Origin of the sequence: Nocardia sp. A7 (assembly GCF_046549215.1) — a bacterium.
Lineage (GTDB): Bacteria > Actinomycetota > Actinomycetes > Mycobacteriales > Mycobacteriaceae > Nocardia.
The window spans coordinates 1,355,765-1,370,471 of record NZ_JAJPWE010000002.1 but is presented as its reverse complement, the minus strand read 5'-3'; the positions used below and the strand labels follow the sequence as shown (position 1 = coordinate 1,370,471).

The 14,707-nt window shown below is 70.7% G+C and carries 2 protein-coding genes; both read left to right on the top strand.

Annotated elements, in window-relative coordinates; translation table 11 throughout:
* Positions 1–4: 4 nt before the first annotated feature.
* A complete protein-coding gene (locus ACLJPD_RS17630) occupies positions 5–4,894 on the top strand; it encodes a type I polyketide synthase (protein WP_410873279.1) in 4,890 nt (1,629 codons plus the stop codon).
* Positions 4,895–4,925: 31 nt separating this feature from the next.
* Positions 4,926–14,675 carry an SDR family NAD(P)-dependent oxidoreductase gene (locus ACLJPD_RS17625; RefSeq protein WP_410873278.1) on the top strand — a complete coding sequence of 3,250 codons (9,750 nt, stop codon included), beginning with the start codon at positions 4,926–4,928 and terminating at the stop codon, positions 14,673–14,675.
* The last annotated feature ends 32 nt before the right edge of the window (positions 14,676–14,707 follow it).

The window sequence follows — 14,707 nt, the reverse complement described above, 5'->3', positions numbered from 1 at the left end:
TTCGATGGACAACGAAGACAAGCTGCGGAGCTACCTCAAACGCGTCACCAACGACCTGCGCACGGCCCGAAACCGTCTGCAGGACGTGGAGGACCGGACGCACGAGCCGATCGCGGTGATCGGCATGAGCTGCCGGTTCCCCGGCGGCGTACGGACACCGGAGGAACTGTGGGATCTGGTGCTGGACGGGCGCGACGCGGTGACGCCGTTTCCCACCAATCGCGGCTGGGATCTGGCCGGTCTGTATCACCCTGATCCCGACCACCAGGGCGCCACCTATGTCCAGGCGGGTGGATTCCTGCATGACGCCGACCAATTCGACGCCGCCTTCTTCGGTATCTCGCCGCGCGAGGCGCTCGCGATGGACCCACAGCAGCGGCTGCTGCTCGAGACGGTGTGGGAGGTCTTCGAACGTGCGGGCCTCGACCCGAAGGCTCTCATCGGCAGTCGAACCGGAGTGTTCGTCGGTACCAGCGGCCAGGACTACGCGAGCGGGCTCGCCGCGACGCCGGAGGGGCTGGAGGGGCACCTGGCCACCGGCCGGGCGGCGTCCATCCTGTCCGGTCGGGTCGCGTACACCTTCGGTTTCGAAGGTCCGGCGGTCTCGGTCGACACCGCGTGCTCGTCCTCGCTGGTCGCCCTGCACCTGGCCGTTGACTCGCTGCGCCGCGGGGAAGCCGGGCTCGCACTGGCCGGCGGATCGACCGTCATGTCGACGCCGCAGGGTTTCATCGAATTCAGCAGGCAGCGCGCACTCGCCCCGGACAGTAGGTGCAAACCTTTCGCTGACACCGCCGACGGCACCGGCTGGGCCGAAGGTGTCGGAGTGCTGCTGCTGCAACGACTCTCCGACGCCCAGCGCGCGGGACACCGGGTTCTCGCGGTGGTTCGGGGCGCCGCGATCAACCAGGACGGCGCGTCGAACGGGCTCACCGCGCCGAACGGCTCCGCGCAGCGCCGGGTCATCGAGGACGCCCTCGCCGACGCCAGGCTGCCCGCACAGCACGTGGACGCGGTCGAGGCGCACGGCACCGGCACCGAACTCGGCGACCCGATCGAGGCCAACGCGCTGCTGGCCACCTACGGCCAGGGCCGCCCGGCCGACCAACCGCTGCTGCTCGGCTCCCTGAAATCGAACTTCGGCCACAGCGCGGCGTCGGCCGGAGTGGCAGGGGTGATCAAGATGGTGCAGGCCATCCAGCACGGCGTACTGCCGAGATCACTGCACGCCGACCGGCCGACCACCAAGGTGGACTGGTCGACCGGCGCGGTCGAACTCCTCGCCGACACCACAACCTGGCCCGACACCGGCCGCCCCCGCCGCGCCGGCGTCTCGGCCTTCGGCATGAGCGGCACCAACGCTCACGTCATCCTCGAACAGGCGCCCGCACCGCCGCTCGATGCGACCTCTGACAATTCGGCATACCCGGGCACCACAGCGATTCCGTGGGTGCTGTCCGCACGCGGACCCCAAGCGCTGCGCGCCGCGGCGAACCGGCTGGCTGCCGCGGTGTACGCCGAGCAGCTCGATCCGGTTGATGTCGGCTACTCGCTGTACGCCACGCGGTCGGCGCTGGAACATCGTGCCGTGGTGGTCGGCTCGACAACGGCGGAACTGCTCGCTGGGCTGGCCGAGGTGGCGAGTGCGCCGCCGCGGCGTCCGGGCGGGGAAGGGCAGCTCGGGAAGGTCGCGTTCGTCTTTCCGGGTCAGGGTTCGCAGTGGCCGGGGATGGCGGTGGAACTGCTCGCGACCTCGCCGCTGTTCGCCGAGCAGATGGCGCTGTGCGCGAAAGCGCTCGCACCGTATACCGATTGGTCGCTGTTCGATGTGCTCGGTGACGAGGAGGCGCTGGCTCGGGTGGATGTGGTGCAGCCCGCGCTCTTCGCCGTTCTGGTCTCGCTCGCGGCGCTGTGGCGCTCGTTCGGCGTGCGGCCCGACGCGGTTGTCGGGCACAGTCAGGGCGAGATCGCGGCCGCGTGTGTGGCCGGTGCGCTCTCCCTGGCGGACGCGGCGAAGGTGGTCGCGTTGCGTAGCAAGGCCATTGTCGAGCTGGCTGGTGGCGGCGGAATGGTTTCGGTGTCCGAGCCCGCCCACCGCGTGCTCGACCGCATCGCCCGCTGGGGTGAGCGCCTCTCGCTCGCCGCGGTGAACGGGCCGAACTCGGTCGTGGTGTCCGGAACGCCCGAGGCGCTTGCCGAACTGATCGCCGAATGTGAACGCGACGAGGTGCGCGCCCGCGCGATTCCGGTGGACTACGCCTCGCATTCGGCGCAGGTAGAGCAGATCAGAAGGCGGGTGCTCGACAGTCTCACCGATCTCGAGCACTTGCCCGCCGACATCCCGATCATGTCCACGGTGGACGGCGCCTGGTCGACCGGACCGCTCGACGGCGACTACTGGTATCGGAACCTGCGCGGGACGGTCCAGCTCGAACCCGCGATCGCGACACTGGCCGAGGCGGGCTTCGAAGTGTTCATCGAGGTGAGCCCGCACGCCGTGCTCACCCCCGCGGTGCAGGAGACGCTCGACGCGGCTGAACTGGACGGGGCGCTGGTCACCGGCTCGCTGCGCCGCGATGACGGTGGTCTGGGCCAGTTCTATCGTGCGCTCGGCGAACTGTATCTGCGTGGCGCGCCGGTGCGGTGGGATCTGGCGTTCGACTCCTTCGCGCCACAGCGCGCCGACCTGCCGACGTATCCCTTTCAGCGGCAGAGCTATTGGCTGGCCGACGATCCGGCGACCCCCGTCGCCGCGGCCCACACCGACGCGGGCGAAGCGGACTTCTGGGACGTGGTCGCCAGCGGTGACAGTCAGGCCTTCGCCGCGACCATCGGGCTGACCGATCACGTCGATCTCGATGCCGTGCTGCCCAAGCTCGCGGCCTGGCGTGCGGGCCGCACCGAACAGTCGACCGTCGACGCGTGGCGATACCGAGTCGGCTGGCGCAGTGTCGCGGAGCCGGACGCCGCGTTGCCGGGCGGCACCTGGCTGGTCGTCGTGCCCGCGGTGCGCGCCGCGGCGCCCGAGGTCGTCGCGGTGCTCACCGGTCTGCGGGAACTGGGCGTCCCCCTCACCGTGGTCGAGGTGGACGCGGCGCACGTACACCGTTCGGCCATGGCCGCCGAGCTGGCCGCAGCGATCGATTCGGCCGGTGTGCTCTCGCTGGCCGCACTCGACGACCGCGTGCACCCGGAATATCCGGGCCTGATCGTCGGACTCGCCCTGACCACGGCCCTGGTGCAGGCGCTGGGCGATCTGGGCGCGCGCGCCCGGCTGTGGGTGGCCACCCGTGGCGCGGTCACGATCGGCGGCGGCGACGTGCTCACCGATCCGGTGCAGACCGCCATCTGGGGACTCGGCCGGGTCGCGGCACTCGAACACTCCGAGCGCTGGGGCGGACTGGTCGACCTGCCGCAGACCGTGGACGCCAGGACGATGCCGCGGCTGTGCGCAGTGCTCGCCGGCATCGGCGACGAGGATCAGTTGGCCGTTCGCCCGTCGGGGGTGTTCGTACGCAGACTGGAACGCGCGGCGCTCGCGACGAGCCCGCCCCCGTGGCGCCCTCGCGGCACGGTGCTGATCGCGGGCGGCACCGGCGGTATCGGCGGCCGGATCGCGCGCTGGCTGGCCGACAACGGCGCCGAACACCTGGTGCTGACCAGCAGGCGCGGGCCGAACGCGGCCGGAGCCACCGAACTACGCGCTGATCTGGAAGCGCTCGGCGTCCGAGTGACCATCGCGGCGTGCGATCTCGCCGACCGCGACGCCGTCGAAGAGCTGGTCCGGTCGGTGGAGAGTGCCGACGAGCCGATCCGCACCGTCATGCATATCGCGGGCGCGGGTTCGCTCGTCCCGCTCGCGGCCAGCGAATTGCCCGACTTCACCGACACCGTCTACGTGAAAATGGCAGGCGCGGCTAATCTTTCGGCCATTTTCGACACCGACCGGCTCGACGCGTTCGTCCTGTTCTCCTCGATCGCCGGTATCTGGGGCAGCGCCGACCACGGCGCCTACGCGGCCGCCAACAACTATCTGGACGGGCTCGCCGAGCATCGCCGGGGCCGGGGTCTGGCCGCCACCTCGATCGCCTGGGGCATCTGGAGTCCGGAGGACGGCACCGGCGGCATGGCGGTGAACATCGCCGAGGACCAGTTGCGCGCCCGCGGCGTCCCGTTCATGGACCCGACGGTCGCGATCCGGGCGCTACAGCAGGTGCTCGACCACGACGAGACGTTCGTCGCGGTCGCGGATGTCAACTGGGACAACTTCCTGCCGATCTTCACCTCGGTACGCCCGTGCGCGTTCTTCGACGAGATCCCCGAGGTGCGCCGACTGCTCGCGGCGGACGCCACACCGGTCGGCACCGACACCGAGGAATCGGCATCGCTGCGTCAGCGCCTGGCCGACCTGACCCAGGCCGACCGGCAGGCAGCCCTGCTCGACCTCGTTCGGGCGCAGGCGGCGGCCGCGCTCGGGCACGCGACGGCCGAGGCGGTCGATGCCACCAGGGCGCTGCGCGAACTCGGTTTCGACTCCCTCGCGGCGGTCGACATCCGTAACCGGCTGGCGGCGGCGACCGGATTGCGGTTGTCGGTCACGCTGGTCTTCGACCATCCCACGGTCTTGTCCGTGGCCGAGCACCTGGCGGCGAAACTGTTCCCGGACAGCGCGGCCGAGGTAGACCCGGAGCAGGCCCGGTTCCGGGCCATGCTCGACGGTCTGTCGCCGCAGCGCCTGCACGAGGCCGGTCTGCTCGACACCCTGCTCCTACTCGCGTCCGCCGAACCGGACCAGTTCGCGCCCGCGCCCACCATCGACCACATCGGCGAGCTCGACGTGGCCGATCTGGTCCGGATGGCCAACGACAGCAGCGAATTCCCGAGCGAGTCCTGACCACTTCGGTCCCTGAATGTTGGAGTCACCCATGGATGTATCCGGCGACAAGATCGTCGACGCCCTGCGTTCCTCGCTGCGGGAGAACGAGCGTCTGCGCACCGTGACCCGGCAGTTGACCGCCGCCGCGCAGGAGCCGATCGCGATCGTGTCGATGAGCTGCCGGTTCCCCGGCGGTGTCGAATCGCCCGAGGATCTGTGGCGCCTGGTCGAGTCCGAGGTCGACGCGGTGGCCGACATCCCGGCGGACCGGGGCTGGGACGTCGACGGACTCTACGACCCCGATCCGGGCAAGCACGGCAAACTCAGCACCAAGCAGGGCGGATTCCTCACCGGCGCAGCCGAATTCGATCCCGCCTTCTTCGGCATCTCGCCGCGCGAGGCGCTCGCCATGGACCCGCAGCAGCGCCTGCTGCTGGAAACCGCGTGGGAGGCGTTCGAGCGCGCCGCGATCGACCCGCTCTCGATGCGCGGCCAGCAGGTCGGCGTGTACGCGGGCGCGGCGTACCAGGGCTACGGGCCGAGTATCGAGGACGCTCCCGAGCATGTGCAGGGTCACCTGGTCACCGGCATCTCGACCAGTGTCATCTCCGGCAGGATCGCTTACGCGCTCGGTCTGGAAGGTCCGGCGGTCACCGTGGACACCGCGTGCTCGTCCTCGCTCGTCGCGCTGCATCTGGCCTGCCAGGCGCTGCGCTCGGGCGAGTGCACGCTCGCTCTCGCCGGTGGCGTCACGGTGATCGGTTCGCCGATGTCGCTGGTCGGATTCAGTCGGCAGGGTGCGCTCGCGCCGGACGGCCGCTGCAAGGCTTTCGGCGCCGAGGCGGACGGTATGGGGCCTGCCGAGGGCGTGGGACTCCTGCTGCTGGAACGACTGTCGGTCGCGCGCCGCAACGGCCATCGAGTGCTCGCGCTCGTTCGCGGCACGGCGGTCAACCAAGACGGCGCGTCGAACGGGCTGAGCGCGCCGAGCGGCCCGGCTCAGCAGCGGGTGATCCGGCAGGCGCTGGCCAACGCCCGGTTGAGCGCCGCCGATGTCGACGTGGTCGAAGCGCACGGCACGGGCACCGCGCTCGGCGATCCGATCGAGGCCGAGGCGCTGCTGGCCACCTACGGCCAGGAGCGTTCGGAGCCGCTGTGGCTCGGCTCGCTGAAATCCAATATCGGCCATTCCCAGACCGCGGCCGGGGTCGGAGGCGTCATCAAGATGGTGCAGGCGTTGCGAAACAACGTGTTGCCCAGGACATTGCATGCGGACGAACCCTCCGAACACGTCGACTGGTCATCGGGGCGGGTGGAACTGCTGCGGCAAGCGCGCCCGTGGCCGGACGCCGAACGACCGCGGCGCGCGGCGGTGTCCTCGTTCGGCGTCAGTGGTACGAACGCGCACGCCATCCTGGAACAGGCGCCGCCCGTAAAGAATCCGGAGCCCGCGCCGCACTCGACCGGACCGGTGCCGTGGGTACTGTCCGCCCGGAACGTGACGGCACTGCGCGCGCAGGCGGAGCGGCTGCTCGGCTACGTGACCGACAACCCGGAACTCGATCCGGCCGGTGTGGGACACGCGCTCGCTGTCACCAGGACCGGTTTCGAGCATCGGGCGGCGGTGATCGGCGCATCCCGTGCGGATTTCGTCGCCGGGTTGACCGCGTTGGCGGCGGGCACTACAGCCGATACCGTGAGCGGCCGGGTCGGCGGTGGCGGCCGGGTCGCCTTCGTGTTCCCCGGGCAGGGTTCGCAATGGCCGCTGATGGCCAGGGAACTGCTCGACACCGCACCGGTCTTCGCCGAACAGGCTCGGGCCTGCGATGCGGCGCTGCGGGAATTCACCGAGTGGTCGGTGCTCGATGTGCTGTCCGGCGCACCGGGCGCGCCCGAGCTGTCGCGGGTCGACGTAGTGCAGCCGGTGCTGTTCACCGTGATGGTTTCCCTTGCCGCGCTGTGGGAGTCGGTGGGCGTGCGGCCGAGTGGGGTGGTCGGTCATTCGCAGGGTGAGATCGCCGCCGCCTACGTGTGCGGTGCGCTGTCGCTGGCCGATGCCGCGCGGGTGGTCGCGCTGCGCAGCCGCGCGTGGTGGGAGTTGCGCGGCAAGGGTGGGATGCTCTCGGTCGGCCTGCCCGCCGATCAGGTGCGCGTGCGTCTCGAACGCTGGGATGCGCTGCTCGCGCTCGCCGCGGTCAACTCGCCGTCCACCGTCGCGGTGTCCGGTGACCCGCTCGCGCTCGATGAACTCGCCGCCGAACTGACCGCGGAGGGCATCCACTCGCGGCGGGTACCCGGGGTCGACACCGCCGGTCATTCACCGCAGGTCGATGTTCTCCGCGCGCAGCTGCTGCGCGATCTCGCCCCGGTGCGCCCACAGGCGGCGCGAATTCCGTTCTACTCCACGGTGACCGGTGAGCTGCTGGACACCACCACGATGGATGCCGGGTACTGGTACCGCAACATGCGCGACCCGGTGGAATTCGAGAGCGCCACCCGCGCCCTGCTCGCCGCGGGTGCCGACAAGTTCATCGAGGTCAGCCCGCATCCGCTGCTGCGCATCCCGCTGTTCGAGACCTTCGAGTCCGCCGGTGCGGTGGCGGTGTCGATGGGCACGCTCACCAGGGACGTCGGCGGTCTGCGTCGGTTCATGGGTGCGGCGGCGGAGCTGTATGCCCATGGGGGTTCACTGGATTGGGCCGCGGTATTCGGCGGTCGCCCGGCGACCGCGACGGACCTGCCCACCTATCCGTTCCAGCGCGAGCACCTCTGGCTCGACCATCGCGCACCCGTCACAGCGATTGCCCCCCAAGATGATTGGCGCTACCGCATCAGTTGGCGGCATCTGCCCCCCGGTCGGCGCGGTGCGCTCACGGGCGTCTGGCTGGTGGTGCTGCCGGACGGGCAGGACCCGCACGGCATCGGCGCCGCGCTGGCCGGGCACACCGAGATCGTCACCGTCTCGATCGGCCGGGCGCAGGTGGACCCCGAACCACTGGCAGCGCGACTGGAGCAGGCGCTGGCCGCGGCGCCCGCGCCGATCGCGGGCGTGCTGTCGCTGCTCGCCACGGACGACACACCGTACTCGGACCGATCCGCCTTCCCGGTCGGCGTCGTCGCCACGCTGTCGTTGCTGCGCGCGCTCGGCGCCCGCCGGGTGGAGGCGCCGCTGTGGACAGTCACCTCGGGGGCGGTCAGTGTCGGCGGGGCCGACCCGCTGCGCCGGCCGCTGCAGGCCCAGGCATGGGGGCTCGGGCGGATCGCCGCGCTGGAGTATCCGCACCGCTGGGGCGGGCTGGTCGATCTGCCCGAGACGCCGGACCCGCGCAGCGTCGACCAACTCGTCGCGGTGCTCGCCGGATTGGACGGTGAGGACGAGGTGGCGCTGCGGCCCGCCGGAATCTTCGGTCGGCGCCTGGTCCGGCCGACGCCGCAGCCGACACCAGAGCAGCCGTGGCGGCCGAGCGGAACCGTGCTGGTGACCGGCGGAACCGGTGGTCTCGGTGCGCATCTGGCCCGCTGGCTGGTGGCGGGCGGCGCCGAGCACGTCGTGCTGACCGGGCGCCGCGGACCGCGAACCCCTGGCGTGGCGGAGCTGTGCGCGGAACTGGCCGAACAGGGCGCGCGGGTCACCGTCGAGGCGTGTGACGTGGCCGACCGGGCCGCACTCGAGCGGTTGCTCGCGGCACTGCCCGGATTGACCGCGGTATTCCACGCCGCCGGTGTGGTCGACGACAGCGTGCTCGAGGCAGTGACCCCCGAGCGCGCCGACGGCGTGGTGCGGTCCAAGGTCGACGGCGCCCGGCACCTGCACGAACTCACCGCCGGGCTCGATCTGTCGGCGTTCGTGCTGTTCTCCTCCTTCGGTGGGGTGCTCGGCTCGCCCGGCCAGGGCACTTACGCCGCGGCCAACGCGTACCTGGACGCGCTCGCCCGCTACCGGGCCGATCGCGGCCTGCCCGCCACCGCGGTGGCCTGGGCGGTGTGGGGCGGCGACGGCGGCGTCACTGCCGAACTCGCGGCCGAACTGGCCGCCGACGGCGTGCCGGCCATGCGCCCCGACCTCGCGATCGCCGCGCTGCAACGGGCGCTCGATCTCGGCGAGACGTGTTCGGCGGTGGCGAACATCGCGTGGGATCGACTGGTGCGCACCGTCACCGCCGTGCGCCCCGGCATCGTCTTGCGCGACCTCCCGGATGCTCTGCCCTACCTGAAAGCCGAACAGGTTGCGGTGCAGCAGGATTCACCCACCGGACAGCTCGCCGCGCTCGATGCCACAGCCAGGGCCCGCGCGGTGACCGCCCTGGTCCGCACTGCGGTCGCCGACGCCCTCGGCTACGACGACGCGGACGCCATCGACTTCCGCCGCCCGTTCCGCGATCTGGGCTTCGACTCACTCACCGCGGTGAACCTGCGGAACCAGCTGGTCACCGCGACCGGCCTACGACTGCCGGTCACGCTCGTATTCGACTACCCGACCGCAGCGGAACTGACCGAGCAACTGCTCACCGAATTCGGCGACGGCCCGAGCGTCGGGCACACCGTCGTCGGACACGTCGACGTGTCCGACGATCCGATCGCGATCGTCGCGATGGCCTGCCGATTCCCCGGCGGAGTCGGCAGCCCGGAGCAACTGTGGGATCTGGTCGCCGCCGGGGTCGACGCGGTGGGACCGTTCCCGTCCGATCGCAACTGGGACATCGACGGCCGCTTCGACCCCGACCCGGACCGACCGGGCACCTACTACACGACCGGCGGCTCCTTTCTGTACGAGGCCGCCGACTTCGACCCGGCGTTCTTCGGCATCTCGCCGCGCGAGGCGCTGACCATCGATCCGCAGCAGCGGCTCCTGCTGGAAACCGCCTGGGAGGCGTTCGAGCGGGCCGGTATCGATCCGATGCCGCTGCGCGGCAGCGCTACCGGCGTCTTCGTCGGCGCGAGCTACACCGACTACGGCGCGCGGTTGCGCGGCGCGCCCGGTGAGTACGAGGGCTACCTGATCAACGGAAGCGCGGGCAGCGTCGCATCCGGCCGGGTGTCGTACACGTTCGGTTTCGAGGGACCCGCGGTCACGGTGGACACCGCGTGCTCGTCGTCGCTGGTCGCGCTGCACCTCGCCGCGCAGTCGCTGCGCAACGGGGAGAGTTCGCTCGCGCTCGCGGGTGGCGTGGTGGTGATGTCAACCATGGACACCTTCGTCGAGTTCAGCAGACAGCGACTGCTCGCCGAGGACGGCCGGTGCAAGGCGTTCGGTGCGGGCGCGGACGGCGCGGGCTGGGGCGAGGGCGTCGGCCTCGTGCTGCTGGAGCGGTTGTCCGACGCACGGCGCAATGGCCATGAGGTGCTCGCGGTGGTGGCGGGTTCGGCGGTGAATCAGGATGGTGCCTCCAATGGTTTGACCGCGCCGAACGGTCCGTCGCAGCAGCGGGTGATCCGGCAGGCCCTGGCCAATGCGAATCTGACTGCCGCGCAGGTGGATCTGGTCGAGGCGCACGGCACCGGAACAACACTGGGTGACCCGATCGAGGCGCAGGCGATCCTGGCGACCTATGGTCAGGACCGCCCGGCGGATCGTCCGGTGCGGTTGGGCACGGTGAAGTCGAATATCGGTCATACGCAGGCGGCGGCGGGTATCGCCGGAGTGATCAAGTCGGTCATGGCGATCCGAAACCAATTGCTGCCCAGGACATTGCACGCTGACACTCCCTCGCCGGACGTGGACTGGACCGCCGGAACCCTCGCACTGCTCACCGACAACGTCTCCTGGGCGGCCGCGGGCCCGCGCCGGGCCGGTATCTCCTCGTTCGGCGTGAGCGGCACGAACGCGCACGTCATCGTCGCGGAGGCGGAGCCCGGTGCGGTCACCGAATCCGGTGCGCGGTTGTCGCCGGTGCCGTGGACGCTCTCGGCCCGCGACCCAGCGGCGCTACGCGCACAGGCCGCGCGCCTGCTGGCCTTCGTGGACGAGTCGACGGCACTGGACATCACCGACGTGGGCTTCTCGCTCGCCACCGGTCGTTCGGCGTTCGAGCATCGCGCGGTGCTGGTCGGCGGTGACGTCGCGACCTTGCGCAACGGGCTCGCGGAGCTGGCGGCGGGGCAGACGCCGTTGTCGGGCGCAGCTCGGATGAACGGTAAGACGGCGGTGTTGTTTCCCGGGCAGGGTGCGCAGCGGTTAGGGATGGGTCGGGAGTTGTACGCGCAGTTCCCGGTGTTCGCGGCGGCGTTCGATGCGGTACTCGCGCAGGCGGATATGCCTTTGCGTGGGGTGTTGTGGGGTGAGGACGAATCTGTCCTGGAGCGAACGGAATTCGCGCAGGTGGGTTTGTTCGCGGTCGAGGTGGCGTTGTTCAGGTTGTTGGAGTCCTGGGGTGTGCGGGCTGATTTCCTGATCGGGCATTCGGTGGGGGAGTTGGCCGCTGCTCATGTGGCGGGTGTGTGGTCGTTGGCTGATGCGGTGCGGGTCGTCACCGCGCGTGGTCGGTTGATGCAGGGTCTCGCCGGTGGTGGAGCGATGGTGGCGATCGAGGCATCCGAAACCGAAGTGGTCGCTGCTCTGCCCGCAGGTGTGGAGATAGCGGCGGTGAACGGGCCGCGGTCGATGGTGGTGTCCGGTGATGAGGACGCGGTGGTCGCGTTCGCGGCGCGGATGGCTGAATCGGGTTCTCGGGTAAAGCGTTTGGCGGTGTCGCATGCGTTCCATTCACGGCGGATGGAACCGATGCTGGCCGAGTTCGAGCAGGTGCTGACCGGTGTCTCCTATTCCGACCCGACGATGCCCGTGGTGTCGAACCTGACGGGTTCGGTCGACGCGGATCTGACATCGCCGAAGTATTGGGTGCGTCAGGTTCGCGATTCGGTGCGTTTCGGTGCGGGTTTGAGTTTCCTGGTGGAACAGGGGGTTTCCCGATTCGTGGAGGTGGGACCCGGCGCTGCGCTGTCCGGATTGGTCGATACCGGCAAGGCGATACCCACGCTGCGCGCGGATCGCCCCGAGGTCGACGCGGTACTGACGGCGCTCGGCCAACTGCACGTGGACGGTGGCGCGGTCGACTGGTCCGCGGTCTTCACCGGCGCGCGCCGCGTCGACCTGCCCACCTACGCATTCCAGCACCAGCGTTACTGGCTGGACGCACCCGAGGTGTCGAATGCCGCCGCCGTGGGCCTGCGCACCACCGAGCACCCCCTGCTCGGCGCGTCGCTGTCGATGCCCGGTACCGGCGGTTGCGTTCTGACCAGCCGGATTTCGCTGCGCACCCATCCGTGGCTCGTCGATCACCGGTTCGCCGCGGCGCCGCTGTTCCCCGGCGCCGCACTGCTCGAACTGGCCGCGGCCGCGGGTGCGCAGGTGGGCTGCGATCTCGTCGATGAACTGACCATGCAGGCCCCGCTGCCGCTGCCGGAGCGCGATGCGGTGGTGCTGCACGTCACCGTCGGCGAGGCCACCGAGACCGGGGTCCGCTCGGTCGCCGTGCACAGTCGGCCCGAGCACAGCGACGAATGGACCTGCCATGCGCTCGGCACCCTGGCCGACAGAGGCGACCGCACGGGACTCGTGGAGCTGACCGACTGGCCGCCGACAGGGGCGCAGTCGATGGATCTCTCCGATATCTACGACTTGGACGACACCGGATTCGCCTACGGGCCAGCGTTCCAGGGTCTGCGCGCGGTATGGCGCACGGAGGACGCGGTCTACGCCGAAGTCGCGCTGCCCGTCGCGCTCCAGGCCGACGCTCGCCGGTTCGGCCTGCACCCGGCGCTGCTCGACGCGGCCTGCCAGATCATCGGGTTCGCGCCTCTCGAGCAGTTGGGCATGCCGTTCGCCTGGCAGGGCTACACGCTGAACCTGTCCGGCATGTCGGCGCTGCGCGTCCGGCTGACCACCGACGGCGCGAACACGGCCCGGGTCGACCTCGCCGACCAGACCGGCCATCCGGTCGGCGCCATCGCCGCGCTCTCGCTGCGTCCGGCCGCGATCGCGGCCGGTTCCGGCGACTCGCTGTACCGACTCGATTGGCGCGCTGCCGATTTCGCCGAACCGGCCGCTGCCGAGATACCGGACTACGCCGCCCTCGATCCGGCCGATCGAGCGCCCGAGATCGTTCAGGTGTACTTCCCGGCCGGTCGCCCGAGCCTGGACGAAGCGCCCGCGGCGGTGCGCTCGGCGCTGCACCGCGCGCTCGAACTGGTCAGGATCTGGCTCACCGACCCGCGATTCGCCGCGGCCACCCTGGTATTCGTCACCAACAACGGCGTAGCGCTGTCCGACGAGGCGGCGCCCGACCTGGCCAATGCCGCGGTCTGGGGGCTGGTCCGGGGTGCGCAGACCGAGAACCCCGGTCGATTCGTCCTGGTCGATGTCGATGATCGGGAGCAGTCGGCCGTGGCGGTGCGCGCCGCCGCGGTGGCCGACGAACCGCACGTCGCGGTGCGCCGTGGCGACGCGCTGGTCGCCCGGCTCGTGCGTGTGCCGGCGACCGAGCGCACCGGCGGCTGGGATCCGGACGGGACGGTGCTCGTCACCGGTGCCACCGGAACCCTCGGTAGTCGGGTCGCTCGCCATCTCGCTCGGACGCACGGGGTCCGCCATCTCGTATTGGTCGGTCGCCGTGGGCTTTCCGCCCCCGGCGCCGCCGAACTGGTCGCCGACCTCACCGACCTCGGGGTGGACGCCCGGTTCGTCGCATGCGATATCACCGACAGTGCCGCGGTGGCTGCCCTGATCGCCGACATCCCCACCGAGCATCCGCTCACCGCCGTGGTGCACACCGCGGGCGTGCTGGCCGACGGCGTGGTGGAGGAACTCACCGAGGACCGCCTCGATCAGGTTCTGCGCCCGAAACTCGACGCGGTGCTGCATCTGCACCAGCACACCCGTGAGCTGAACCTGAGCGCATTCGTGCTGTACTCGTCGCTGGCCGGGACGTTCGGCGGTATGGGCCAAGCGAATTACGCCGCGGCCAACGCCTTCCTCGACGCCTTCGCCCAGTACCGGCGGGATCGGGGGCTGGCGGGGCAGTCGCTGGCCTGGGGGCTGTGGGCCGAGCGCAGCGGGATGACCGGCAAGCTCGACGACGCCGATCTGCGACGGATCGGCCGCGCGGGCATCGTGGCGTTCTCGGCCGCCGAAGGACTGGCCATGTTCGACGCGGCGACCGGCTCGGACGAACCCGTCCTCGTCCCGACCCGCCTGGACCTGGCCGCACTGCGTCGGCATCCGGATCGTGCGCCCGTGCTGCTGCGCGATCTGATCGGGTCGAACCGGGTTCGCGGACAGGCAGCAAGCGGCGGCGCGGACGCCGTGGACACGCTGCGCCGCGACCTCGCCGGACGCGACGAGGCCGAACAGACCCGGGTGCTGCTCGGCGTGGTGCGCAGACAGGCCGGTCTGGTGCTCGGCCACGGCGACCTCAGCCGGATCGAGCCGGACCGTGGTCTGCTCGACCTCGGTTTCGACTCGCTCACCGCGGTGGAACTGCGCAACGGCCTGGCTGCCGCCACCGGATTGCGATTGCCAGCGACCCTGCTCTTCGACTACCCGACACCGGTGGCGATGGCCGGGTACCTGCGCGAGCAGTTCGCCTTCGACGCACCGGCCGAGATATCCGGGGTGGCGGACTGGGAGGCGGCGCTGCTTGCGGGCGAGCTGGGGGAGCGCGACCGCGCCGTGCTCGCGACCCGCCTGCGGAACCTGCTCGCCCAATTGGACGGGCCGTCATCCGGCGTGCCCGAACGAATCGACACGGCCGACGACGCCGAGATCTTCGACTTCATCGACAACGACCTCGGCGTGGTCTGACTACGCCACGACGAGGGCTTCTACCGGAGGTG